23 protein-coding genes are annotated in these 24,598 nt (G+C 72.9%); 13 read left to right on the forward strand and 10 right to left on the reverse strand.

Annotated features, from left to right (window positions below; translation table 11 throughout):
• Window positions 1-23 precede the first annotated feature (23 nt).
• On the reverse strand, window positions 24-857 hold the full coding sequence (locus tag TNCT1_RS01950; protein ID WP_143627462.1) for a serine protease: 834 nt from the start codon (window positions 855-857) through the stop codon (window positions 24-26).
• A gap of 235 nt (window positions 858-1,092) precedes the next feature.
• Window positions 1,093-1,722 (reverse strand): hypothetical protein, encoded by a 630-nt coding sequence (locus TNCT1_RS01955; protein ID WP_143627464.1) that lies wholly within the window; start codon window positions 1,720-1,722, stop codon window positions 1,093-1,095.
• Window positions 1,723-1,977: 255 nt separating this feature from the next.
• Here TNCT1_RS01955 and TNCT1_RS01960 point away from each other — a divergent pair, with 255 nt between their 5' ends.
• On the forward strand, window positions 1,978-3,189 hold the full coding sequence (locus tag TNCT1_RS01960) for a pyridoxal phosphate-dependent aminotransferase (protein ID WP_143627466.1): 1,212 nt from the start codon (window positions 1,978-1,980) through the stop codon (window positions 3,187-3,189).
• A 126-nt stretch (window positions 3,190-3,315) separates the two neighbouring features.
• Window positions 3,316-3,735, forward strand: coding sequence for a hypothetical protein (locus TNCT1_RS01965; protein ID WP_143627468.1), 420 nt, complete (start codon window positions 3,316-3,318; stop codon window positions 3,733-3,735).
• A 190-nt stretch (window positions 3,736-3,925) separates the two neighbouring features.
• On the opposite strand, the gene TNCT1_RS01970 is transcribed toward TNCT1_RS01965, so the two are convergent.
• A complete protein-coding gene (locus tag TNCT1_RS01970; RefSeq protein ID WP_143627470.1) occupies window positions 3,926-5,758 on the reverse strand; it encodes a phosphoenolpyruvate carboxykinase (GTP) in 1,833 nt (610 codons plus the stop codon).
• A 292-nt stretch (window positions 5,759-6,050) separates the two neighbouring features.
• On the opposite strand from TNCT1_RS01970, the gene TNCT1_RS01975 reads away from it, so the two are divergent.
• Genes TNCT1_RS01975 through TNCT1_RS01985 form a run of 3 tightly spaced genes read left to right on the forward strand, consistent with a single transcriptional unit; the run spans window position 6,051 to window position 8,225 of the window.
• The gene (locus TNCT1_RS01975) at window positions 6,051-6,764 is read left to right on the forward strand and encodes a hemolysin III family protein (protein ID WP_143627472.1); all 714 of its coding nucleotides are present in this window, start codon (window positions 6,051-6,053) and stop codon (window positions 6,762-6,764) included.
• A 53-nt stretch (window positions 6,765-6,817) separates the two neighbouring features.
• Complete coding sequence (locus tag TNCT1_RS01980) at window positions 6,818-7,459, forward strand: TetR/AcrR family transcriptional regulator (RefSeq protein WP_174266107.1); 642 nt, start codon at window positions 6,818-6,820, stop codon at window positions 7,457-7,459.
• 34 nt (window positions 7,460-7,493) lie between these two features.
• The gene (locus tag TNCT1_RS01985; RefSeq protein WP_143627477.1) at window positions 7,494-8,225 is read left to right on the forward strand and encodes a Mut7-C RNAse domain-containing protein; all 732 of its coding nucleotides are present in this window, start codon (window positions 7,494-7,496) and stop codon (window positions 8,223-8,225) included.
• Between the two features lie 13 nt (window positions 8,226-8,238).
• On the opposite strand, the gene TNCT1_RS01990 is transcribed toward TNCT1_RS01985, so the two are convergent.
• Window positions 8,239-10,269, reverse strand: coding sequence for a thioredoxin domain-containing protein (locus TNCT1_RS01990; protein ID WP_143627479.1), 2,031 nt, complete (start codon window positions 10,267-10,269; stop codon window positions 8,239-8,241).
• A 269-nt stretch (window positions 10,270-10,538) separates the two neighbouring features.
• Between TNCT1_RS01990 and TNCT1_RS01995 the strand changes: the two genes are divergently transcribed.
• The gene (locus tag TNCT1_RS01995; RefSeq protein WP_143627481.1) at window positions 10,539-13,742 is read left to right on the forward strand and encodes a tetratricopeptide repeat protein; all 3,204 of its coding nucleotides are present in this window, start codon (window positions 10,539-10,541) and stop codon (window positions 13,740-13,742) included.
• 28 nt (window positions 13,743-13,770) lie between these two features.
• On the opposite strand, the gene TNCT1_RS02000 is transcribed toward TNCT1_RS01995, so the two are convergent.
• Together TNCT1_RS02000 and mca are read right to left on the reverse strand one after the other, a co-directional pair.
• Window positions 13,771-13,995, reverse strand: a complete 225-nt coding sequence (locus TNCT1_RS02000) for a hypothetical protein (RefSeq protein WP_174266108.1) — start codon at window positions 13,993-13,995, stop codon at window positions 13,771-13,773.
• A 1-nt stretch (window position 13,996) separates the two neighbouring features.
• Window positions 13,997-14,878: a mycothiol conjugate amidase Mca gene (gene mca / locus TNCT1_RS02005; RefSeq protein ID WP_143627483.1), complete on the reverse strand. Its 882-nt coding sequence runs from the start codon at window positions 14,876-14,878 to the stop codon at window positions 13,997-13,999.
• Between the two features lie 101 nt (window positions 14,879-14,979).
• Between mca and TNCT1_RS02010 the strand changes: the two genes are divergently transcribed.
• Both TNCT1_RS02010 and greA read left to right on the forward strand, forming a co-directional pair.
• Window positions 14,980-15,378: a DUF4307 domain-containing protein gene (locus TNCT1_RS02010; protein WP_143627485.1), complete on the forward strand. Its 399-nt coding sequence runs from the start codon at window positions 14,980-14,982 to the stop codon at window positions 15,376-15,378.
• Window positions 15,379-15,540: 162 nt separating this feature from the next.
• Window positions 15,541-16,041, forward strand: coding sequence for a transcription elongation factor GreA (greA, locus tag TNCT1_RS02015; RefSeq protein WP_143627487.1), 501 nt, complete (start codon window positions 15,541-15,543; stop codon window positions 16,039-16,041).
• An 85-nt stretch (window positions 16,042-16,126) separates the two neighbouring features.
• Here greA and TNCT1_RS02020 read toward each other — a convergent pair whose 3' ends face one another.
• From TNCT1_RS02020 to ilvA, 3 genes are all read right to left on the reverse strand, one after another.
• Window positions 16,127-16,978: an ABC transporter permease gene (locus TNCT1_RS02020; protein ID WP_143627489.1), complete on the reverse strand. Its 852-nt coding sequence runs from the start codon at window positions 16,976-16,978 to the stop codon at window positions 16,127-16,129.
• Entirely contained in the window at window positions 16,975-18,003 is a 1,029-nt protein-coding gene (locus TNCT1_RS02025) for an ATP-binding cassette domain-containing protein (protein WP_143627492.1), read from the reverse strand. Before TNCT1_RS02025 ends, TNCT1_RS02020 begins: the two co-directional genes overlap by 4 nt.
• Window positions 18,004-18,233: 230 nt before the next feature.
• The gene (gene ilvA, locus TNCT1_RS02030) at window positions 18,234-19,463 is read right to left on the reverse strand and encodes a threonine ammonia-lyase (protein WP_143627494.1); all 1,230 of its coding nucleotides are present in this window, start codon (window positions 19,461-19,463) and stop codon (window positions 18,234-18,236) included.
• Window positions 19,464-19,625: 162 nt separating this feature from the next.
• On the opposite strand from ilvA, the gene TNCT1_RS02035 reads away from it, so the two are divergent.
• From TNCT1_RS02035 to TNCT1_RS02045, 3 genes are all read left to right on the forward strand, one after another.
• Window positions 19,626-20,132 carry a MarR family winged helix-turn-helix transcriptional regulator gene (locus TNCT1_RS02035; protein WP_174266139.1) on the forward strand — a complete coding sequence of 169 codons (507 nt, stop codon included), beginning with the start codon at window positions 19,626-19,628 and terminating at the stop codon, window positions 20,130-20,132.
• A gap of 135 nt (window positions 20,133-20,267) precedes the next feature.
• The gene (locus tag TNCT1_RS02040) at window positions 20,268-20,771 is read left to right on the forward strand and encodes a sigma factor-like helix-turn-helix DNA-binding protein (protein WP_174266109.1); all 504 of its coding nucleotides are present in this window, start codon (window positions 20,268-20,270) and stop codon (window positions 20,769-20,771) included.
• 25 nt (window positions 20,772-20,796) lie between these two features.
• A complete protein-coding gene (locus TNCT1_RS02045) occupies window positions 20,797-21,045 on the forward strand; it encodes a hypothetical protein (RefSeq protein ID WP_143627496.1) in 249 nt (82 codons plus the stop codon).
• A gap of 91 nt (window positions 21,046-21,136) precedes the next feature.
• On the opposite strand, the gene TNCT1_RS02050 is transcribed toward TNCT1_RS02045, so the two are convergent.
• Window positions 21,137-22,291: a cystathionine gamma-synthase gene (locus TNCT1_RS02050; RefSeq protein WP_143627497.1), complete on the reverse strand. Its 1,155-nt coding sequence runs from the start codon at window positions 22,289-22,291 to the stop codon at window positions 21,137-21,139.
• A gap of 154 nt (window positions 22,292-22,445) precedes the next feature.
• Between TNCT1_RS02050 and TNCT1_RS02055 the strand changes: the two genes are divergently transcribed.
• On the forward strand, window positions 22,446-23,564 hold the full coding sequence (locus TNCT1_RS02055) for a hypothetical protein (protein WP_143627499.1): 1,119 nt from the start codon (window positions 22,446-22,448) through the stop codon (window positions 23,562-23,564).
• Between the two features lie 284 nt (window positions 23,565-23,848).
• Window positions 23,849-24,583 carry a hypothetical protein gene (locus tag TNCT1_RS02060; protein ID WP_143627501.1) on the forward strand — a complete coding sequence of 245 codons (735 nt, stop codon included), beginning with the start codon at window positions 23,849-23,851 and terminating at the stop codon, window positions 24,581-24,583.
• Window positions 24,584-24,598: the final 15 nt, after the last annotated feature.

A 24,598-nucleotide genomic window follows, 5' to 3' on the forward strand; every position in this document is an offset into this window, starting at 1 on the left:
GCGGGACACGGCCCTGGTCCGGGCTACGGCTTGGGCAGGGTGCAGCCGGACGCGCTGAGGTTCAGCTTGTTGCCGGTGGTGAAGCAGGCCGGGATGTTGTAGGTCTCCTCGGCGTAGTTGATGCCCTGGCGGACGGTGACGTTGCCGCTCTGGTCGACCTCGCAGGGGTTGTTCTCGGTGCAGCGCTGGCCGTCCTCGTTGCCGGTGTTGTTGACGGCGACGACCTTGCCGGTGGCGGTGTCGATGACCGGCGAGCCCGAGGTGCCGCCGATGGTGTCGCAGGCGGAGGTGTAGCGGACCGAGTCCTTCCAGGTCCAGTCGCCCTCCTTCAGGCGGTACACGAACCCGTCGATGTTGCAGCTGTAGATCCGCTTCCAGTAGCCGGAGACGACCTTGATGGCGGTGCCGGCGACCGGGTGGGTGTCCTGCATGGTGAGCGGGCTGATGCCGTACGAGCTCTTGATCGCCGCGTAGGTGGTGGTGGTGCGGTAGATCGTGACGTCGGTGTCCGTCATGGTCGAGTAGACGACCTGGTTGGCGCGGAGCGTCGCCACCTTGGTGCCGGAGGAGTTCAGCAGGCCGAAGCTGCGGCTGGAGGACTGGCCGGTGATGACCTGGCCGGGCGACGGGAAGCCGGTCTCCAGGCAGTGGCCGTTGGTCAGCACGAGCGCCGGGTCGGTGTCCGCGGAGTTGGGGAAGCGGATGACGGAGCCGGAGCAGTTGCTGAGCGAGACGGTGCCGGCGAAGTTGACGGTCACCGCGGCGGCCGCTTCGGTCTTCGGCGCGGCGACCGCCGGGGTCGCGCCCAGCCCGGCGATGGCCAGGGAGGAGAGCGCGGCCAGGAGAGGCTTGTTCATGTGGGGGTCCCCTCTTACGACTTGGGCGACCGGAGATCTTCCGGTCGCCTCGCGTCTTTGTCATGAGCATTCTCATGAGAGGGGCGTGCGGGGGCAAGCAGTTGGGTGCGACGACGTGTCCGCGTGGGGCATACGCGCACGTTTGCGTGGGGCATACGCGCACGTCTGCCGGACGGCGAGCCGCAACTCACCGCCCATCCCTACCCACTTGGCGGCGGCCTACGACCGCCCGCCACTACCGGGGGCGCTTCGTCGCGCCGTGCCCGTGCCCCCGGCCGCCGCCCGGGGTGCCCCAGCCGGACTCCGTCGGCGCGGCGGACGAGGATGCGGGCGCGGGGCCGGTGGTGACGGCGGAGGCCGTGGCGGCCGGGGAGCCGGGCGCGGCGGACGTGGCGGACGCCGTGGGGCGGCCGGTGGCGGTGGCGGTGGCGATCCGGCCGTCCGTGCCGGGCGCGGTGGACGACGGCGTCACGGGGAGTCCGGACCCGGCGCCGGGCGCGCTCGACGCGGGGCCCGGGGAGTCGGCGGGGGTGGTCGCGGCGCCGGGGACGCGGGCGGGCCCGTCGCTCGCGGGGCGCGTCCCGGACGGGGCGCCGTCCGGCCAGGCGAGCACCGCGATCAGCGCCACCGCGCCGGCCGCGCCGAGACCGCCGGCGAGGACCGCCGCCCGGCGGGCCGGCGGGCGGCGCCTGCGCCGCCGGTCCCGGCGGCCGCCGTCCGGCCCGCCCGGCCCGGGCGGGGAGGACGGCGGGGACAGCGCGGGCAGCTCACGGGTCTCGTCGTAGGTGTTCTGCCAGCCGTGCGCGGCGGCGGGGTCCGCGTACTCGTCGTACGACGGGGCCGGGGCCGTCCCTGGGTGGTACACGTTCGGCTGAACCTCCGGTCCGCCGTCGCCACCGTGCGCCTCGTACAACCCCAGCCCTCCCCTTGCCCTGCCGTTCCCGCGCCGCCCCCTGTCGCACCAGGCACATCAGCGGCCCCGGCGCACCGGCATCGCGGCGCATTCTATGGACGCGGGTGACTTCTGGGACAGCCGAGGCCGATAACCCGGCAAACCGGACCGTCTCAAGTGGCGGAAGACACCACCCATGAACCGTTACCGGGTCGTAAGCTCACGGGCATGCAGGTGATCCAGTCGACCAAGCTCGCCAACGTCTGTTACGAGATCCGGGGCCCGGTTCTCGAGGAGGCGATGCGCCTGGAGGCGGCCGGGCACCGCATCCTGAAGCTCAACACCGGCAACCCGGCCGCGTTCGGCTTCGAGTGCCCGCCGGAGATCCTCGAGGACATCCTGCGCAACGTCTCCGGCGCCCACGGCTACGGCGACGCCAAGGGCCTGCTGGCCGCCCGGCGCGCGGTCGTCATGCACAACCAGACCATCGGCATCGAGACGGACGTCGAGCACGTCTACATCGGCAACGGCGTCTCCGAGCTGATCGTGATGGCGATGCAGGGCCTGCTGGACGACGGCGACGAGGTGCTCGTGCCGGCGCCGGACTACCCGCTGTGGACGGCGGCGGTCTCGCTGTCCGGCGGCACGGCCGTGCACTACCGCTGCGACGAGCAGTCCGACTGGATGCCCGACCTCGCCGACGTCGAGCGCAAGGTCACCGACCGCACCAAGGCGATCGTCATCATCAACCCGAACAACCCCACGGGCGCGGTGTACGACGAGGCGGTGCTCAAGGGCCTGACCGACATCGCCCGCCGGCACAACCTGCTGGTCTGCTCGGACGAGATCTACGACAAGATCCTCTACGACGGCGCCACCCACACCCCGACCGCGAAGGTCGCCCCCGACCTGCTGACCCTGACCTTCAACGGCATGTCCAAGGCCTACCGGGTGGCCGGCTACCGCGTCGGCTGGATGTCGATCTCCGGCCCGCGCGCCCACGCCGACTCCTACATCGAGGGCCTGACGATCCTGGCGAACATGCGCCTGTGCGCCAACATGCCGGGACAGCACGGGGTCGTGGCCGCGCTCAGCGGCCGGCAGACGATCAACGAGCTGGTGCTGCCGGGCGGCCGCCTGAAGGAGCAGATGGACGTCGCCTACGAGCTGCTGACCCAGATCCCCGGCGTGAGCTGCGTCCGGCCCAAGGGGGCGCTGTACCTCTTCCCGCGCCTCGACCCCCAGGTCTTCAAGATCAAGGACGACCGGCAGATGGTGCTGGACCTGCTGCGCCAGGAGAAGATCATGGTCGTCCAGGGCACCGGGTTCAACTGGCCCGAGCCGGACCACTTCCGGGTGGTGACCCTGCCGAGCGCCGGCGACCTGCGGGACGCGGTGACCCGGATCGGGACCTTCCTGGACGGCTACGGGCAGACCTGAGGCCGCTCACCGGGGCCTCTGAGCCCAGCCGGCGGCGGCCGGGGGACCACGGTTCGTGACCCGACTCAACTTTAGACGAAATCCAAGCTAGGATGGCTTCCTGTCAGAGCACAGGAGGCCATCCCCATGTACGAGCCGATCCGCACCAAGTCGGTCCACAGCACGATGGCCGGCGAACCTTCCGACTTCCCCCACCGCTCGCGCGAGGAGGAGCTGGACATCCAGCTCGCCGGTCATCTCGCCGCCCTGCTCGCCGTCACCGACGACCTGCGCGCCCTGACCCCCTCCGCCGACCTCGAGGCGGCCGCCGAGCGGCTCGCCGGCCAGGTGTCCCGGCTGCGCGGCGGACGGGCGCCGCTGCGTGCCCAGCCGTCCGCCGCCGGCGAGGCCACGGGACTGCACCGGCGGGCTCACGCCCTCGCGGGCCGCGCGCTGGTGGTCGCCGCCTCCCGCGCCGACACGGCGGCGGCGATCCTGTCGGCCGAGCGGATGGACGCGCACGCCGCCGCCCTGGCCGGGCCGAGGGCGCTCAGCCAGGCCCGCTGACCCCGCCCGGGGTCCTCCGGACGGCCCCGGTCCGCGCGCACCCTGCAGCGACGCGCGGACCGGGCGCCACACAGCGCGACGGGGCCCCGCACGCCTTTGTGCGGGGCCCCGTCGGGGTTGTCACCACGGCCGGCCGTGACGATCGCTGGTCAGGGCATCCGGACCGGCCGTGGAGTCATGGGGTGGGGTCTCAGCCCAGGCGCTGCACCAGCGCGCGGTACTGGTCCCACAGTTCCTTCGGGGTGTGGTCGCCGAAGGTCTCCAGGTGCCCGGGGACCAGGGAGGCCTCCTCGCGCCAGACCTCCTTGTCGACCGTGAGGAGGAAGTCCAGGTCGGCGTCGGACAGGTCGAGGCCCTTGGTGTCCAGCGCCTCCTTGGTCGGCAGGATGCCGATCGGGGTCTCGACGCCCTCGGCCCGGCCGTCCAGCCGGTCCACGATCCACTTCAGCACGCGGCTGTTCTCGCCGAAGCCGGGCCAGACGAACTTGCCCTCGTCGTTCTTGCGGAACCAGTTGACGTAGTAGATCTTCGGCAGCTTGGACTGGTCCTTGTCCTTGGCCACGTCGACCCAGTGACCCATGTAGTCGCCCATGTTGTAGCCGCAGAACGGCAGCATGGCGAACGGGTCGCGGCGCAGCTCGCCGACCTTGCCCTCGGCGGCGGCGGTCTTCTCGGAGGCCACGTTGGCGCCCAGGAAGACACCGTGGTTCCAGTCGAAGGACTCCGTCACCAGCGGCACCGCGCTGGCCCGGCGGCCACCGAAGAGGATCGCCGAGATCGGCACGCCCTTGGGGTCCTCCCACTCCGGCGCGATGATCGGGCACTGCGCGGCCGGGGTGGTGAAGCGCGCGTTGGGGTGCGCGGCGGGCGTCCCGGACCCGGGCGTCCAGGAGTTGCCCTTCCAGTCGGTGAGGTGGGCCGGGGTCTCCTCCGTCATGCCCTCCCACCACACGTCGTTGTCGTCGGTGAGCGCCACGTTGGTGAAGACCGAGTTGCCCCACAGCGTCTTCATGGCGTTGGCGTTGGTGTGCTCGCCGGTGCCGGGGGCGACGCCGAAGAAGCCGGCCTCCGGGTTGATCGCGTACAGGCGGCCGTCCTCGCCGAAGCGCATCCAGGCGATGTCGTCGCCGATGGTCTCCACGGTCCAGCCGGAGATCGTCGGCTCGAGCATGGCGAGGTTGGTCTTGCCGCACGCGCTCGGGAAGGCGGCGGCGACGTACTTGGACTCGCCCTGCGGCGGGGTGAGCTTGAGGATCAGCATGTGCTCGGCCAGCCAGCCCTCGTCACGGGCCATGACGGAGGCGATGCGCAGCGCGTAGCACTTCTTGCCGAGCAGGGCGTTGCCGCCGTAGCCGGAGCCGTAGGACCAGATCTCGCGGTCCTCGGGGAAGTGGGAGATGTACTTGGTGGAGTTGCACGGCCAGGGCACGTCCTCCTGGCCCGGCTCCAGCGGGGCGCCGACGGTGTGCACGGCCTTGACGAAGAAGCCGCTGTCGCCGAGCTCGTCGAGGACCGGCTGGCCCATGCGGGTCATGGTGCGCATGGAGACCGCGACGTAGGCGGAGTCGGTGATCTCGACGCCTATCGCGGAGAGCGGGGAGCCCAGCGGGCCCATGCAGAACGGGACGACGTACATCGTCCGGCCCTTCATCGAGCCGCGGAAGATGCCGCCCTCGCCGCCGGAGCCCTGGAAGATCTCCCGCATCTCGGCCGGGGCCTTCCAGTGGTTGGTCGGGCCGGCGTCCTTCTCCTCGGCGGAGCAGATGAAGGTCCGGTCCTCGACGCGGGCGACGTCGGTGGGGTCGGAGGCCGCGTAGTAGGAGTTGGGGCGCTTGATCGGGTCGAGCTTGCGGAAGGTGCCCTTCTGGACGAGCTCCTCGCACAGCCGCTCGTACTCGGCCTCGGATCCGTCACACCAGACCACGCTGTCCGGCTGCGTCAGTTCAGCGATCTCGTTGACCCACGAGACCAGTTCCTGGTGGTTGGTGGGGATGCCGGTGGGAGCCGCGATGTCGCGCGCCACGATTGCTCCTAGATGAGGGATTTTTTGTCTTGTCGCCCCGTGGGGGCCGCGACCCGGATGCTTCACAGTCTCGACTGTCTGGCGCTCATCCGGTGCCGACCGCACTCATTTGATCATCCGATTCTAGTGCCCATCTGTCCAGAGGGCATCACAGGTGAGCGACGTGAGGAACGCCACGGTCACCGCGCTTCTTTGCGTACACATGAAGTTCAGCAGAAGGACTTTTTGCGTTGGGGCGTTCACGGGGGCTCGCTGACACGGGACTTACGGGGCGGTAGGTACCATGCCGGGCATGACTGCGCCCGTCCCCGACGCGACCACCGACACGCCGGCCGCCGGCCACGGTCCCGTGGCGCTCTCCCTGCCGCACCCGGTCAAGCCGAGGCTGCGCGGCTGGCTGCACCTCGGCATGTTCCCCGCCGTACTCGTCGCGGGCCTCGTGCTCACCGCGCTCGCCGACTCCAGCAGAGGCCGGATCGCCTGCGGCATCTACGCCCTGACGGCCTGCCTGCTCTTCGGCGTCAGCGCGCTCTACCACCGGGGCGACTGGAGCCCGCGGATGGACGGCGTCCTGCGCCGCCTGGACCACGCCAACATCTTCCTGATCATCGCGGGCACCTACACACCGCTGACCATGCTGCTCCTGCCCGGCGCCAAGGGTCAGTGGCTGCTGTGGGGCATCTGGGCGGCGGCCGCCGCCGGCATCGTCTTCCGCGTCTTCTGGGTCGGCGCCCCGCGCTGGCTGTACACGCCCTGCTACATCGCGATGGGCTGGGCGGCCGTCTTCTTCCTGCCCGACTTCATGCGCACCGGCGGCATCGCCGTCCTGGTCCTGGTCGTCGTCGGCGGCCTGCTGTACAGCGCCGGCGGCGTGGTCTACGGCATCAAGCGGCCGAACCCCTCACCGCGCTGGTTCGGCTTCCACGAGGTCTTCCACTCCCTCACCCTGGCCGCGTTCGTCGTCCACTACGTCGGCATCTCCCTGGTGGCGTACCAGCACGGGTGAGTCCTCTGGCGGGCCGCCGCACGGATGGTCACCCCCGGGCCGGATGCCGGACAATGACCCGCATGACCGCGGCACCCTCCCCCCACTCCCCCGCCGGCCGTCCCCGGCCGGGCCTGCGCGAACGCAAGAAGATCAAGACGCGCGAGGCGATCCGCGCCGCGACGTACGCGCTGGTCGGGGAGCAGGGGTACGAGGCCACCACGATCGAGCAGATAGCCGGGCGGGCCGAGGTGTCGCCGTCGACCGTCCTGCGCTACTTCCCGAGCAAGGAGGACATCGTCCTCACGGACGAGTACGACCCGCTGCTGGTGCGGGAGTTGCGGTCCCGGCCGGCCGGCGAGCCGTGGACGGACTCGCTGCGGTACGCGATGGACCGGGTCATCGACGCGATGACGCGGGAGGACCCCGAGGTGCTGCGGACGCGGGCGCACCTCGGCGTCCGGGTCCCCGCCGTCCGCGCCCGGATGGTGGAGAGCATGTCGCGCACCGGCCGCCTGCTGCGCGGCGTCCTCGCCGAGCGCACAGGTCTCGACCCGGACGGCCTGGAGGTGCGCGTCTACGCGATGTCCCTGGCCGGCGGCATGATGGAGGTCTACCTGGCCTGGGCGGAGAACGACTTCGAGGGTGATCTGCGCGACCTCGCGCGGCGGGCGCTGGACGTCCTGGAGCACGGTCTGCCCACCGGAAATCCCTGAGCCCTGGCGCCTGGCGGCGTGACATCCTGGCCGGGTGAACGGTCCCGAGATCCACGTCGAGTTCGCCCCGGCCCTGGCCCCGTTCCTCCCGAGCGGACGGCGCGGGAGGCCTGTCGCACTCGCCACCGACGGCGTCTCGTCCCTCGGACACGCCGTCGAGTCGGCGGGCGTCCCGCTGACCGAGGTCGGGTCCCTGTGGGTCGGCGGCCGCGAGGTGCCGGCCGGGTACGTCCCCGTCGCCGGCGACTCGGTGGAGGTCCGCCCCGTCGTACGCCCCCAGCGGGTGCCCGGCGCGCCCCTGCGCTTCCTCCTCGACGTCCACCTCGGCACCCTCGCCCGCCGGCTGCGCCTGCTGGGCGTGGACGCGGCGTACGAGTCGACCGACATCGGCGACCCGGCGCTGGCCGCGCGTTCGGCCGCCGAGAAGCGGGTCATGCTCAGCCGCGACCGGGGCCTGCTGCGCCGCCGCGAGCTGTGGGCCGGAGCGTACGTGTACAGCACCCGCCCCGAGGAGCAGCTCCGCGACGTCCTCGAGCGCTTCGCGCCCGGCCTGCGCCCCTGGAGCCGCTGCACCGCCTGCAACGGCCTGCTGACCGAGGCCACCAAGGAGGAGGTCGCCGACCAGCTCCAGCACGGCACCCGGCGCACCTACGACGTCTTCGCCCGGTGCGGCGACTGCGGCCGCGCCTACTGGAAGGGCGCGCACCACGACCAGCTCGAGGCCATCGTGGAGCGCGCCCTCGCCCAGTTCAGCGGCCAGGCCTGACGCCGCCCGGCGCTCAGCCGGCGTTCAGCGCCCGGCCCAGCCGCCCGGGGTCCGTCGTCGGGGCGTCGCAGGTGAAGTTCCGGCAGACGTAGGCGGCCGGCCGGCCGTCCACCAGCGGGCGGTCGGCGAGCAGCGGGAACTCCTCGCCGCCGGGGGTCCCGGCCGCGACCACCGCGCCCGGCGCGGTGCCGAGGAGCGCGGTGCGGTGCAGGGCCGCCGTCGCCTCGTCGGTGAGGGACGGGCCGACCACCGCCACCTCCCGGGGCCCGTCGAGCAGCGCCTCGGCGACGGCCAGCCCCCAGCCGATGAACCGGGGCACCCGCGGGCCCAGCGCCCCGACGACGCCCAGCGCCCGCTCGGCGGCGGTGCGGTGGGCCTCGGAGCCGGTGTGCGCGGCGTAACCCAGCAGGGCGCCCGCCGCGGCGCTCCAGCCGGACGGGGTGGCGTTGTCGGTGGGGTCCTGCGGCCGGCGGATGAGCTGCTCGGCGTCGGCGGCGGTGTCGTACAGGGCGCCGCCTTCGGAGTCGCCGAAGCGGGCCGGCACCTGGTCGAGGAGCAGCCCGGCGAAGTCGAGCCACACCCCCTCCCCGGTCACGGAGGCCAGCGCGAGGAAACCCTCGGCGACGTCGGCGTAGTCCTCCAGCACCCCGGCGTTGGGCCCCACCCGGCCGTCCCGGCTGGTGCGGGCGAGGTGGGCGTGCTCGTCCAGGTGCACCCGGACCAGCAGGTCGGCGGCCGCGACGGCGGCCTGGACCAGGTCGGGCCGGTCGAAGTAGGCGCCGGTCTCGGCGAGCGCGGCGATCGCCAGCCCGTTCCAGGCGGCGACGACCTTGTCGTCCCGGCCGGGGGCGGGCCGCCGCTCCCGCCGGGCCAGCAGGCGCTCCTTGACCGACGCCACCTGCTCGGCGTCGAACACACCCTCGGTCTGCGGCAGTTGCAGCACCGACCGGCCGTGCTCGAAGGTGCCCTCCTCGGTCACGCCGAAGTACCGGGCGGCGGGGCCGGCGTCCTCGCCGAGCACCTCGCGCAGCTCCTGCGGCGTCCAGACGTAGTAGGCGCCCTCGACATGACGCCCGGTCCCGTCGTCGCTGTCCGCGTCAAGGGCCGAGGCGAACCCGCCCTCACCGGTGCGCAGTTCGCGGACCATGAAGTCGGCGGTCTCCAGCGCGACCCGCCGGGCGAGAGCGGAGCCCGTCGCCCGCCACAGGTGCGCGTACACCCGGCACAGCAGGGCGTTGTCGTACAGCATCTTCTCGAAGTGCGGCACGACCCAGTCACGGTCCACGGAGTAGCGGGCGAAGCCGCCGCCGAGCTGGTCGTAGATCCCTCCGCGCGCCATCCGCTCGCAGGTGTCGGACGCCATCTGCAGGGCGCCCTCGGCGCCGGTGCGCGCGTGGTGGCGCAGCAGGAACTCCAGCACCATCGACGGCGGGAACTTCGGCGCGCCGCCGAATCCGCCGCGCTGCGGGTCGTACTCCCGGGTGAGCGCGAGCAGCGCCTGGGCGAGTTCCTGCTCGCCGGGCGGCCGGGCGCCCTGTGGGGCCAGCTCCCGCTGGGAGAGGTCCCGCACGATCTTGCCCGCGACCTCGGCCACCTCGCCGCGCCGGTCGGCCCAGGCCCGCTGGACGCCCTCCAGCACCTGCCGGAAGGAAGGCATGCCGTGCCGGGGCTCGGGCGGGAAGTAGGTGCCGAAGTAGAAGGGCTCGGCGTCCGGGGTCAGGAACACGGTCATGGGCCAGCCGCCCTGGCCGGTGGCGGCCTGTACGGCCTCCATGTAGACGGCGTCGACGTCGGGGCGTTCCTCGCGGTCGACCTTGACGCTGACGAAGTGCTCGTTCAGGTAGTCGGCCGTGGCCTGGTCCTCGAACGATTCACCGGCCATGACGTGGCACCAGTGGCACGACGAGTACCCGACCGACAGCAGGACGGGGACGTCACGCCGCCGCGCCTCGTCGAAGGCCTCCGGCGACCAGGTCCACCAGTCGACCGGATTGTCGGCGTGCTGAAGCAGGTAAGGCGAGGTCACACCAGCCAACCGGTTCATACCCCCCACCCTCTCACAGCGCCCCGCCCCGCCGGCGGGGCCCGCGCGGGGGTGTCCGCACGCCGCCCGGGCGGGCGGGGTCGCACCCGGCGGCACGCAACCCCACACGGGTGAGAAAAGCGCGCCGTGCCGGCCCCCGGAAACCGCCCGCTCACCGGGGAGTTGCGGAAAGATCCGCGCTCACTCGCTGATCGTCGCCCCCTCGCCAAGCCGTCGTCCCCGAAGGACACTCTTGGGTGGACGAGTTGTCGCCGACAGGGGGACGGGACATGCGGGACGGCCATCGGGCGGAGGCCGAGCGGCTGCTGGCGCGGGCCGTGGACGAGGAGGTGCGGCGCTCCGGCGGCCGGACCGACGGGCAGTTGCTGCTGTCGCGGGCGCGCGGCGCGCTGGACACAATGGCGCTCAAGGCCGCCGAGGAGTACGAGACCTACGTCCGCGCGCTCGACGAGGCCGAGGCCGGCCGGCTCACCTTCGGCCAGCGCTACGCCCGTGAGGGCGCCGGAACGGCGTTGCTGGTGGCCGCCGTTGCCGCAGTGACGGCCGCCGTCGCCGACCTGTCCCTGGGCACCGGCGCCGGCACGGCCCTCGGCGCGGGCGTCACGGTGGGCGTGGTGGGCGCCGCCGCGACGGTGGCGAAGGTGGCCGGCTCCCATCTGCCGGCCGCCCACCACCGGGCGGGCGCGGCCGGTCAGCCCGGCGGCCCGGAACAGCTCAGGCTGCAGTGGCTCACCGCGCTGGAGGTACGCGGCATCCGCCCGTTCCTCGACCAGCAGCGGGTGATCACCGCCTCCACCGGGCCGAAGAAGAAGACCGGGCCGGCGCTGCGCGGCGCCGACAAGAGCGCGGCGGCCCGCAGGCGCACGGTGCTGGAGCAGTCCTTCGGGCAACTGCCCGAGCCGGACGGGCCGTTCGCGGGCCGCCGGACGGAGCTGGCGCGGATCAGGCAGTGGGCGCAGGCCGCCCGCGCGGCCACCGAGACCCGGCCGACCGTGGTCGTGCTGCACGGCGAGCCCGGCGTGGGCCGCACGACGCTCGCGGTCCGCGCGGCGCACGACCTCAAGGACCACTTCCGCGGCGCGGTCGTCGTGGACCTGCGCGGCGGCAGCCGGGACGAGCCGCCGCTGCCCGTCCGGGACGCGCTGCTGCACCTGCTGAACCGGCTCGGCGCGCCCCGCGAGCAGTTGCTGTTCCGCGAGCGCTCCTCCCCGGACCAGCAGGTCAAGCGGCTGTCCGAGCTCTACCACCGGCACCTGACCGGTCTGCCGGTGACGATCGTGCTGGACGACGCCTCCGACCCGGAGCAGGTGCGCGCCCTGGTGCCCGAGCACTCCGACAGCCTGGTGCTGGTCACCGCCCGCGGTCCGCTCGAGCTGCCCGCCGAGCTCGGCGCCTGGGTGCACCACCTGCCGGTGCGGGAGCTGGACGCGGCGGGCGCCGAGGAACTGCTGGCGGCGACGGCGCGGGACGCCTCGGGGCCGTACGACGCCGAGTCCGCCGACCGGGTCCGCCTGCTGTGCGGCGGGCTGCCGCTCGCGCTGCGCGTCGCCGGCTCCTCGCTGGGCCCGCGTTCGCCCCGGCAGCTCGCCTCCGACCTCGGCGCGTACGGTCCGGTGGAGCCGGTGGAGCGGGCGCTGTGGCTGCGCTACACCGACCAGCCGGACGCCGCGCGCCGGCTGCTGCGCAGGCTGGCGCTGGCCGGCCGGTCCTCGCTCGGCGCGGCGGCGGCCGCCGCCCTGCTGGCCACCGACGAGGCGGAGGCCACCCGGCATCTGGCGGCCCTCGCGGACGCCGGTCTGCTCGACCACGTGCGCGGCAGCCGCTACCGGCTGCACGACCTGGTGCGGGCCTTCGCCCGGGCCCGGCTGCTGGACGAGGAGGACCCGGCGGAGCGGACGGCCGCGCAGGAGCGGCTGATCGTCAACTACGCGGAGCTGGCCGACTCGGTGCTGCGCCTGGTCGACGGCAACATGTCGACGCGCTCGAACCAGTTCGGCGGGCACGGCTTCACCTCGCTGGACGAGGCGCTGCGCTGGCTGGACGACGAGTCCAGCTTCATCACGGCCGCACTGCGCCACGCCGAGGGCGTGGACCAGGCCGCCGTGCAGAACCTGCTCGGCGCCCTGTGCGACTACTGCCTGCTGCGCGGCGACCTCTACCGCCTCGGAGAGATCAGCGAGCTGGCGCAGGCCGTGGACCAGGGGCTGCTGCTGCGCTCGGTGCAGTGGCGCACCGGTATCGCGGCCCGGCAGCTCGGCGAGCTGGACAAGGCGCGCACCACGCTGGCCTCCGTGGTCGACCTCTACCGCGAGGCCCACCACGACGCGGGCGCGGCCCGCGCGCTGTGCTCCCTCGGGATCACCCTGCACCACCAGGGCAACCTCACCGAGGCCGCGGCCCGGCTGCAGGAGGCCCTGGACCTCCAGGCGGCCGAGGAGCTGGCGACCGACCGGGCCTGGACGATGCACGCGCTGGCCGCGGTGCAGCGGGACCGGGCGCTGCTGCCGGAGGCCCTGGACCTGCTCACCCGCTCCCTGGTCCTGCACCGGCAGGGCGGCTCCCTGCACGGCGAGGCCTGGGCGCACTTCCAGCTCGGCCAGCTCGCGCTGCGCATGGGCGACGTGCCGAGGGCGGAGACGGAGCTGCGGGCCGCCCTGGAGCGCTACGGCCAGACGCACGACGCGCGCGGCGAGGCCTGGGCGCTGACCCAGCTCGCCCGGGCGCGGCTGGTGGACGGGGACGCCGGCCCCGCGGTGGAGGACCTGCGCCGGGCGGCGGCGCGGCACCGGGAGAACGAGGACGCGCGCGGCGAGGCCTGGACGCTGTTCCACCTGGGGCAGGCGCTGGAGGAGGCCGGTGACCTGGACCGGTCGGTCCGGGAGCTGGAGCGGTCCCGGCAGATGTTCTCCCGGATGCGGGACGTCTACGGCCTGGCCTGCGCCCGGCACCACTCGGCGCGGGTCACCCGGGACCAGCGGGCCGCGCAGACCGGCTCGCTGCGCAACTCGGGCTTCGCCCGGCAGCTCCTCGTCGACGCCCGCGCCGACTTCCAGCGCATCGGCGTGGCGCACGGCGAGGCGTGGACCTGTCTGGAGCTGGCGGTGGTGGACGCGGGCAACGCCCGGATCCAGCAGGCGCTCGACCTGTGCGACGAGGCGCTGACCCTGTTCACGTCCTACGGCGACCGCCGGGGCGAGGACTGGGCGCGGTTCCTGCGCTGCACCCTGCTGCCGTACGCGTCGCCGGGCGGTGTGGAGGTGGGCACGGCGGTCGCGCAGGAGGAGCTGGCCCAGCTCGCCCGCGCCTCGCACCCGGCGCGGGACGAGAAGCTGGACGAGTGGGTGCCGGCCTACGCCCTGCTGCTGGAGCGGGGCGTGACGCTGGAGGCGGGCTGGCAGGCGTGGCGTCTGCGCATGACCCCGGACCGCCACGCCCGGGAGGTGATGGGAGTGGCGGTTCCGGCGCGGAACTGAGCCCCCGGCGGGGGCCGGGTTCCCCAGGTCAGCCCTGCGGCGCCTTGGATTCGGCCTTCTTCTCGGCCCCGGCGTCGGGGGCCTCCTTGAAGTCGACCTTCTGCATCTGCTTGTTCATCGACTTCATCAGGCCCCACACGGCCACGGCCATCACCGCGAAGACGATGAAGCCGAGGACGCCGGGGGTGACCTTGTTCTCGTCGACCTCCTTGGCGAGGGGGACGAGATGCGTCAGTGCCAGGCTTGCGCTCATGTCAGGCATTGTCGCGGATGCCCGCGAAGAGGTCGTCCTCGGGGAGGGAGGTGTCGACGAGAGACTTCGCCAGTTCGTACTCCTCCGTCGGCCAGACCTCCTTCTGCAGGTCCATCGGCACCCGGAACCAGCCGCCGTCGGGGTCGATCTGCGTGGCGTGGGCGATCAGCGCCTTGTCGCGGACCTCGAAGAAGTCCGCGCACGGGACGTGCGTGGTCAGCGTGCGCTCGACCCGCTCGAACTCCTTCCAGCGCTTGAGCCAGTCCCCGTAGGGCGACTCGAGGCCGCGGTCGAGCATCGCGTGGTGCAGCGCCTCGGTGCGGGGGCGGTTGAAGCCCTGGTTGTAGTAGAGCTTCTGCGGCTGGTGGACGGGGCCGTACTCGGCCTCCGGGTACTTCTCGGCGTCCGCCGCGCCCTCGAACGCCACCATCGAGATCTTGTGGGTCATGATGTGGTCGGGGTGCGGGTAGCCGCCGTTCTCGTCGTAGGTGGTGATCACCTGCGGGCGGAAGGAGCGGATCTGCTTCACCAGCTCGCCGGCCGCCTTGTCGACGTCCTCCAGGGCGAAGCAGCCCTCGGGCAGCGGCGGCAGCGGGTCGCCCTCGGGCAGGCCGGAGTCGACGAAGCCGAGCCACTCCTGCCGGACGCCGAGGATCTCCCGGGCCTCGTCCATCTCCTTCCTGCGCACCTCGTGGATGTGTTCCTCGATGTAGGCGTCACCCTGCAGCTTGGGGTTGAGGATGGACCCGCGCTCGCCGCCGGTGCAGGTCACCACCAGCACGTCCACCCCCTCGGCCACGTACTTCGCCATGGTGGCCGCGCCCTTGCTCGACTCGTCGTCGGGGTGCGCGTGAACGGCCATCAGTCGTAGCTGGTCAGTCAAGACTCAATCCTCGGTAAGTCGGCGCCCCGTGTCTTCGGCGCAATCGCAGGCTTCTATAGTGACGGAATCGGGGGGCGTTTAATTCCGCGGAGAGGACGATCATGAGCACGGCGAGCACGCGGCTGCCCGAGGGCCGCTACGGCCGCTCCTCGGACGAGCGCGCCGACCGCAAGCTCAAGGTCGCCGGCTCCGTGCTGGGTGTGCTCCTTCTCGCCCTGATCGGCTACTTCGCCTACCACTACATCGTGCAGAGCGAGATCAGCGCCCAGGTGATCGCCTTCGACGCCTCCGACGACGCGGTCCGGGTCCATCTCGAGGTGCACAAGGACTCCGGCGCCTCGGGCTACTGCACCCTGCGCTCCCAGTCGGCCGAGGGCGCCGAGGTCGGCCGGGCCGACTTCCGCTTCAGCGGCCGGGACACGCGCATCGACAAGGTCGTCACGCTCCGTACGACGGCCAGGGGGACGACGGCCGAGCTGCTCGGCTGCCACGCCGACTGACCGGGCGCAGGCCGTGACCTGCTCCGACGCGATTCTGATGGCTTATGTCCTCCCCCTTCCGCCGTTGAATTGTTAGGCTCGTGGTTTCGCCCATCCAAGAGGGAACATTCTTCTGGGTAGGGCGATGCTTTGTATTTCCCCAGTACCGACGAGGAGCACCCTGTGACCCAGACCAGCGAGAACGTCACCTGGCTGACCCAGGAGGCGTACAACAAGCTCAAGGACGAGCTTGAGTACCTTACTGGTCCTGCGCGCACGGAGATCGCCGCCAAGATCGCCGCCGCGCGCGAGGAGGGAGACCTGCGCGAGAACGGCGGGTACCACGCGGCCAAGGAGGAGCAGGGCAAGCAGGAGCTCCGTGTGCGCCAGCTGACCCAGCTCCTGGAGAACGCCCAGGTCGGCGAGGCTCCGGCTTCCGCGGACGGTGCCGTCGCGCCGGGCATGGTCGTCACGATCGCCTTCGACGGCGACGAGGACGACACCATGACGTTCCTGCTCGCCTCCCGCGAGTACGCGAGCGCCGACGTCGAGACGTACTCCCCGCAGTCGCCGCTCGGCGCCGGCGTCATGGGCCACAAGGTCGGCGAGGACGCGGAGTACGAGCTGCCGAACGGCAAGAAGGCCTCGGTGCGCATCCTGAAGGCCGAGCCGTACTCGGGCTGACCCGCTCGCCGGACCAGGTTCGAGCCGCGCCCCCGGCGTCCCAGGACACCGGGGGCGTCTTCACGCCCTCACCGGCCGGCCGGTCTCACGCGGTGGCCGAGCGGTACTTGCGGACCGCGAGGGTGCGGAATGCCACGGTGATCAGCACCGACCAGATCAGCGAGGCCCACACAGGGTGCTGCATGGGCCAGGCGTCCGGGGTCTGGAACCCCGGCGGCAGGTTGCCGAACAGCTCGCGGCACGCCTGCACGGTGGCGCTGAAGGGGTTCCACTCCGCGATGTGCCGCAGGAAGGCGGGCATCTGGTTCGCGTCCACGAAGGCGTTCGAGATGAACGTCAGCGGGAAGAGCCAGATGAGGCCGCCCGAGGTCGCCGCCTCGGGGGTGCGCACGGAGAGGCCGATGAGCGCGCCGATCCAGGAGAACGCGTACCCGAGCAGCAGGAGCAGCCCGAACCCGGCGAGCACCTTGCCGATGTTCTCGTGCGTGCGCCAGCCGACCAGCAGCGCCACCAGGGCGAGGACGAGCAGCGTGAGCGCTGTCTGGACCAGGTCCGCGAGGGTCCGCCCGGTCAGCACCGCGCCGCGCGCCATGGGCAGCGAGCGGAAACGGTCGATGAGGCCTTTGTGCATGTCGTCGGCGATGCCCGCGCCCGCGCCCGCCGTGGCGAACGTGACGGTCTGGGCGAAGATGCCCGCCATCAGGAACTCGCGGTAGGCCTGCGTGGAGCTGGAACCGCCGACCTGGATCGAACCGCCGAACACGTAGGTGAACAGCACCACGAACATGATCGGCTGGATCAGCCCGAAGATGACCATCTCGGGGATCCGGCACATGCGGATCAGGTTGCGTTTGGCGACGATCAGCGAGTCGCGGACGGACCGGCCGACGGGGTTGCCGGGGGCCGCGAGGGGCGCGGCTTCGGTCACGGCACTCATTTCACACTCTCCTCGCCCTTGGCGCCCTTGCTGACCTTGCTCGCCTTGCCGCCCTCGCCGACACCGCTGCCCGCGGACTCCTCGGCCTCGGCCACGTGTCCGGTCAGGGAGAGGAAGACGTCGTCGAGGGTGGGGCGGCGCAGTCCGATGTCGTCCATCTCGATCCCGCGGGAGTCCAGCTCCCGGATGACCTCGGCGAGCAGCTTGGCGCCGCCGGTGACCGGGACCGTGAGCTTGCGGGTGTGCTCCTCGACCGTGGTCTCGCCCTTGCCGAAGCCGCGCAGCACCTCGGCGGCGGTGCCGATGTGCTCCCGTTCGTGCACCACGACCTCGACCCGCTCGCCGCCGGTGCGGGCCTTGAGCTGGTCGGAGGTGCCCTTGGCGATGACCCGGCCGTGGTCGACGACCGCTATGTCGTGGGCGAGGTGGTCGGCCTCCTCCAGGTACTGCGTGGTCAGCAGCAGGGTGGTGCCGCCGGAGACGAGCTGCTTGATGACCTCCCAGAGCTGCTGCCGGTTGCGCGGGTCGAGTCCGGTGGTCGGCTCGTCCATGAACATCACGGGCGGGGAGACCACCAGGGCGGCGGCGAGGTCGAGCCGGCGGCGCATGCCTCCGGAGTAGGTCTTGGCGGGGCGGTCGGCGGCGTCCGTGAGATGGAACTGCTCCAGCAGCTCGACCGCGCGCTGCCGGGCCGCTCTGGCCCTCATCTGGTAGAGCTGACCGACCATCTGCAGGTTCTCCCGGCCGGTCAGGTACTCGTCGACCGCGGCGAACTGGCCGGACAGGCCGATGGAGCGGCGCACGGCGTCGGGGTGTCTGAGGACGTCGACGCCCGCCACGACGGCCCGGCCGCTGTCGGGTCGCAGCAGGGTCGTCAGGCAGCGGACCGCCGTCGTCTTGCCGGCGCCGTTCGGCCCGAGCAGGCCGAGGACGGTGCCCTCGGGGACATCGAGGTCTACGCCGTCCAGTGCCCTTACGTCGCCGAAGGTCTTCACCAGACCTTCGGCATAGATGGCGCCTGGCATGTGGTCTCCACGTCGTCGGGGATGCTTCGGAAAGGCTAGGTTCGCGTGCTCGCCGCCGCCTTCGGTTTTCCGCCGGCGGTCTCGTCCCGGGGCGTCCGCGTCGGTACGGACATCGCGAGCGGCACGACACACCATAACGCGATGTATCGTGTCCGCCAATGGATTCACCCGGACGAGTGGCACCGGGATGTCCCGCCGGCCTCGCGCGCCGCCCGTCCGGGCCGCGCGCCTCAGTCGATGACCGTGTAGCCCGCCTCGCGCAGCGCCTGGCCGACCTCGACGCAGTGCACCGGGCCCATCGTCTCCAGGTGCAGCTCCACCTCGGCCTCCGTGAGACCGAGCCGGGGATCGGTCCGCACGTGACTCACGTCGAGGACGTTGGCGTCGACCGCGGACAGCACGCCGAGGAGCGTGGCGAGCGCGCCCGGGCGGTCCGTCAGCCGCAGCCGGACCGCCAGGTAGCGGCCCTGCGCGGCCATGCCGTGCCGCAGCACGCGCTGCATCAGCACCGGGTCGACGTTGCCGCCGGACAGCACGGCGACGACCGGTCCGGCGAAGGCGCCGGGGTCGGCCAGCAGGGCCGCGACCGGGCTGGCCCCGGCCGGCTCGACGACCAGCTTGGCCCGCTCCAGGCACAGCAGCAGCGCCGCCGACAACTGGTCCTCGCCGACCGTGCGGACCTCGTCCACCAGTTCCTCGATGATCCCGAACGGCACCACGCCGGGGCGGCCCACCTTGATGCCGTCGGCCATCGTGGTGGGGTTCAGCACCGACACCGGACGGCCGGCGGCGAGCGAGGGCGGGTAGGCCGCGGCGCCCGCCGCCTGCACACCGACGATCCGGACCTCCGGCCGCAGCGCCTTCACCGCCACCGCGATGCCGGCCGCGAGCCCGCCGCCGCCGATGCCGACGATGATCGTGCGCACCTCCGGGCACTGCTCCAGGATCTCCAGGCCGACCGTGCCCTGCCCGGCGATGACGTCGGGATGGTCGAAGGGGTGGATGAACACCGCGCCGGTGGCGGCCGCGTACTCCTGTGCGGCGGCCAGGGTCTCGTCGACCACCTGACCATGCAGCCTCACCTCGGCGCCGTACTCGCGGGTCGCGCTGATCTTGGGCAGCGGGGCGCCCTTCGGCATGAAGACGGTCGCGTGCACCCCCAGCAGCGCGGAGGCCAGGGCGACGCCCTGCGCGTGGTTGCCGGCGCTCGCCGCCACCACCCCGGCGGCCCGTTCCTCCGGCAGCAGCCCGGCGATCCGGACGTAGGCGCCGCGCAGCTTGAACGAGCCCGTGCGCTGCAGGTTCTCGCACTTGAGGTGCACCGGCGCACCGACCAGCCGGGACAGGTGCCGGCTGCCCTCCATCGCGGTCACCCGCGCCACGCCCGAGAGCATCTTCTGGGCCCCGCGCACGTCGTCGAGGGTGACGGAGCGCAAGGAACCGGCCGTGCGGTAGCTCATGTCTCAAGTCTCGCAGTCAACGGTCGCGTGTGACGGGTGTGACCAACCTCCGAGACCGGGTTTGCACAGCGCCGGTACGGCTCACGCCCGGGCCGCGTACCCTGTCCCCCAACCCAGCAGCCCTCATGAAGCGAGCCTCCGGCCATGCCCACAACACCTGAAATGTCGATGGACATGACGACCGTCGGTGACACCGGTCTCCTCGAAACCCTCCAGCACGAGGTGGCGGTGTTCGCCCGGCGTGCCGAACAGACCCGGCTCGGCGGCGTCGGGCAGGTGCGCAACACCATGGACCGCGCCGCCTACCTGCTGCTCAACCGTCTCGACAGCGAGGGTCCGATGGGTGTCAAGGCACTCGCCGGGAGCATGGGGATCGACTCCTCCACGGTCACCCGGCAGGTGGCCCCGCTGGTCGACACGGGCCTCGTCAAGCGCACCTCGCACCCGGAGGACGGGCGGGCCGTGGTGCTCCAGCTCTCCCCGCGCGGGGCCGCCCGGCTGGAGGAAGTACGTTCGTCGAGACGTCAGTTGATGGCCGAGCTGACACACGACTGGGCGCCGGAGGAGCGCGAGCAGTTCTGCGCGCTCCTCACGCGCTTCAACACCGCTCTCTCCGCCCGGACGACGGTCCAGCCGGTGCCGGCGGCCGAGCGGACGCCCGCTTCCTGACGGACCTCGCCCGGCACGGTTGCGGTCCCGAGTCTTGACCCCGGGCCGCCGCTGGCCTCATATGAGACCGGGGCCTGCGTGGTACGCGGTCCGCCCGTCCCGTACCGGACAGGACCCCCTCAGGGGGGAGGCGCGGTGCGTGATCGGCAGGCGTCCCGCGATGCCCGCCGGGCCCGGGAATTCGAGGCGTTCGTCGCGGGCGCGGCGGGACGGCTGCTGCATGCCGCCACTCTCCTCACCGGCGAGGCCCCGAACGACGCTCCGCGCGCGCGGAGGCTGCTGGCCCCGGCGCTGGCCCACACCTACGCCCGCTGGCACCGGCTGCGCGGCGAGGACCCCTACGAATGCGCCCGGCAGTACCTGGCCACCCGGTTCGCGCACGAGGCCTGGCGGCACTACGGCGCCGTGGGCCGGGGCCGTCCGCATCCGCGCAGCCCGCTGGCCGAACTGGCGCCGCAGGAACGGCTGATCCTGGTGCTGCGGATGTTCGAGGGGGTGGCGGAGGAGCAGACGGCGGCCCTGCTGGGCCTGCCCGTGGAACGGGTGCACGCCATCTGCGACCGCGCGACGGCCACCGTGCTGCATCCGGCGCGCAGGCCGGCACCGCGCGTGGCGGGCGCGAAGGCGGCGTCCTCGTGAGGCGGCGGCCGGGCGGGAGGCACCGGTGAACCGGGCCCAGCGGGAGGCGGCGGTGCGCCGGATCCTGGAGCAGGTCCCGGTGCCGGTGCCGCCCGACCTGCACGCCGAGGCCGTCCGCCGCGGCAGCCGCCTGCTGCGGCGCAGGCTTCTCGCGCACCGCCTGCTGTGGCTGCTGCTGTGCGCTGCCGTGGTGGCGTTCACCGTGTGGGCGGTGCGCACCCAGCCGTGGGTGGAGCCGCCCTCGCAGACGACTCCACCGCTCACCGGCTGGTGAGCCGGACGGGCGGGCCGCGGCGGCGGCCGACCCGCCCGCGGCTGAGGGCCCGCTGCCGGCCGAGGACCCGCTGCCGGCCAGGGGCCCGCTGTCAGCCGAGGGCCTGCTGCAGGTCCTCGAGCAGGTCGTCGACGTTCTCGATGCCGACGGACAGGCGCACCAGGTCGGCCGGCACCTCGAGGGCGGAGCCGGCCGCGGAGGCATGGGTCATCCGGCCGGGGTGCTCGATCAGCGACTCGACGCCGCCGAGAGACTCGCCGAGGGTGAAGACCTTGGCGCGGTTGCACACCTCGACGGCCGCCTCCTCGCCGCCCTCGACCCGGAAGGACACCATGCCGCCGAACGCCTTCATCTGCTTGGCGGCCACCTCGTGCCCGGGGTGCTCGGGCAGGCCCGGGTAGAGCACGCTGCTCACGCGCGCGTGCCGGGTCAGCATGTCGGCGATCCGCGTGGCGTTCTCGCTGTGCCGGTCCATGCGCACCGCGAGGGTCTTGGTGCCGCGCAGCACCAGCCAGGAGTCGAAGGGGCCGGCGACGGCGCCCATCGCGTTCTGGTGGTAGGTCAGCTCCTCGCCCAGCGCCTGGTCGGAGACGATCAGCGCGCCGCCGACGACGTCCGAGTGGCCGCCCATGTACTTGGTCAGCGAGTGCACCACGACGTCGGCCCCGAGCGACAGCGGCTGCTGGAGGTAGGGCGTGGCGAAGGTGTTGTCGACGACGAGCCGCGCGCCCGCGTCGTGCGCGACCTGGGCGACGGCGGCGATGTCGGTGATGCCGAGCAGCGGGTTGGAGGGGGTCTCCACCCAGACCACCTTGGTCTTCGGCGTCATCGCGGCGCGCACGGCGGCCGGGTCGCTGGTGTCGGCGATGGACCACTCCACGCCCCAGCGGGTGACGACCTTGGCGAAGAGGCGGAAGGTGCCGCCGTAGGCGTCGTTGGGGATCACCACGTGGTCGCCCGGGCTGAGCAGCGTGCGCAGCAGGGTGTCCTCGGCCGCCAGGCCGGACGCGAACGCGAGACCGCGCCGGCCGCCCTCCAGCGCGGCGAGGTTCTCCTCGAGGGCCGTCCTGGTCGGGTTGGCGCTGCGGCTGTACTCGTAGCCGCCGCGCAGACCGCCGACGCCGTCCTGCTTGTAGGTCGAGACCTGGTAGATCGGCGGGACGACCGCGCCGGTGAGGGGATCCGCGGTGTTGCCCGCGTGGATCGCGAGGGTCTCGAAGTGCTGACTGATGTGCCTGTCGCTCATGTGCACCGAGCGTAGTGCGCTCGGCCGGATGGTGACGTCCTACCGGCCCGGGAGCCTGGCGGCCCCGGGGCGCCACCCCTGCGGGGCGCGGGTTTTCCACAGGTCCGGCGGTCGGGGTTGGCCAATCGGCGGCGGCGTCTGGTTCGCTTGAGGCATGGCGATTCTCTGGCTGCTCGTGGCGCTGGTCCTGCTGTCCTTCGTGCTGCTCCCGGCCCTGCGGCGCAGGCGCGGCGCGGCCGGGCGGGGTCCGGCGGCCCTGCCGGACGGCGCGCGCGTGGCGGCCTACGGCTTCGTGCCGGAGCAGGAGCTGGACGTGCGGATGCCCGGCCCGGACAAGGACCTGCTGGACGTGCTCGACCTGGTGCAGCGCACCCAGGACTACCGCCCCGCCGCCCAGCTCCTGGCCGGCACCCCGGCGCAGGACGAGGCGCGCTGGCAGCGGGTGCAGGCCTTCGCCGGCGCGGCGGCGCTGGAGCTGGGGCAGCGCCCGGGCGGGGTGCACGAGACGCCGGGCGGGCAGTGGCTGCGGGTGTGGCGGGCGGAGCGCCCCAAGGACGCCGGCGGCGCGGCGGTGCACGCCGAGTTCCTGGCGCAGCAGGCGTGGCGGACGTCGACGCCGGGCACGGACGACTTCCGGATCATCATGGAGGAGGCCCGGCAGGCCTGCGGCGAGGCGGCGCTGCTCGCCCCCGGCGACCCGGTCCCCTACATCGTCGAGCTGTCCGCGGCACGGGGCCTCAGCTGTCCGCGGCCGGAGTTCGAGAAGCTCTGGCTGGACGTCCTGGACCGCGCCCCGCACCACATGGGCGCGCACCTGGCCGCGCTGCACTACTGGTGCGAGAAGTGGCACGGCTCCCGCGAGGAGGCCTACGCGTTCGCCGAGAGCGCCGCGGCCCGCGCGCCCGAGGGTTCGCTGCTGGCCGCGCTGCCGCTGTTCGCGGTCTTCGAGCACCTTCCCGAGGTGAACCTGGTCCGCAGCTTCTACCAGAGCGAGGTGGTCACCCGGGCGATGCAGGGCGCGCTGCACGCGGCGCACACCGCCCGCCCCGACGACCCGGTGCTCGCGCACGTCCGCCATCTGCTGCTGTTCTTCCTGGTCCGGGCCGAGCGCTGGCCGGAGGCAATGGACCAGCTCGCGCACGTCGACGGCCATGTCGGCGCGCTGCCCTGGATCCTGTCCGCCGACCCGGCCGCCGCCTTCGCCGCCCACCGGGCGCTGGCAGTGGCCGGGTACGAGGCGGCCGGCGGCAGCCCGGCGGGCCTGCCCGGCTGACCGGCACAGCTGACCGGCCCGGACGGGTCGACGGCCACGTCAACGCGCTGCCCTGGCGCTACCGGGGCGACAGCATGGCACGCCACTTCTGCCAGGTGCGCGACACGGTGGCCCACACGGTGGCGGCCGCGGACTGATCCCGCCCGCTTTTTCGGGCGACGGCATCGGCCCCGACCCCGTACATTCGCCCCTCGCACGAGAACGAGACGAAGACGAGCAGCCGAGCAGACGAGCGGTCCCAGGACGGCGAGTCGTGTGAGGGCGCGTGAACGAAGGGGGGCCGGATGGACGGTCGTACGTTTCTCATCGGTGGCGGCTGGGACCGGGCGGAGGTGTACGCGCCGTTCGTGCGGGCGGCCGCGGAACGCGCCGGCGGCGTGCCCCGGATTTCCTGTGTGGTGCTGGACGAGGGCGACGGACCGGCACAGTTCGACCGGTTCGCGCAGGCTCTGGGCAAGAGCGGGGCCGCGTGCGCGCCCGTGCCTGTGCTGGTCCCGCTCGGCGGGCGTCTGGATCCGGAGAGCGCCTTGGAGGGCGCCGACGGACTGCTGGTGTGCGGTGGGCTGACGCCCGCCTACCAGGAGGCGTTCGCCGGCTGCGCGGGCCGGCTGGCGCGGCTGCTCGCCGAGCGCCGGGTGCCCTACGCGGGGTTCTCCGCGGGTGCCGCCGTCGCCGCCCGGCGGGCGGTGGTCGGCGGCTGGCTGGTGGACGGGGTTCCCGTGTGCCCCGAGGACACGGCGGAGGACCTGGCGGAGGTCGCGGTGCGGCCGGGGCTTGGGTTGGTGCCGTTCGCGGTGGACGTGCACGCCGCCCAGTGGGGGACGCTGGCGCGGCTGGTGACGTCGGTGGCGCACGGGGACGTGCCCTACGGCGTCGCCGTCGACGAGAACACCCTGGTGGAGGTGGCCGGGCCGGCTGCCCGGGTCGAAGGGCTCGGGCGGGCGCACGTCGTACGGCCCGGCGCAGACGGCGTGAGCGTGCGCTCGTACGCCGACGGGGAGAGCTTCGACCTCACCTGAGCCGGCCGACGGACC

Origin of the sequence: Streptomyces sp. 1-11 (assembly GCF_007176755.1) — a bacterium.
In the GTDB taxonomy this organism is placed as follows: domain Bacteria; phylum Actinomycetota; class Actinomycetes; order Streptomycetales; family Streptomycetaceae; genus Streptomyces.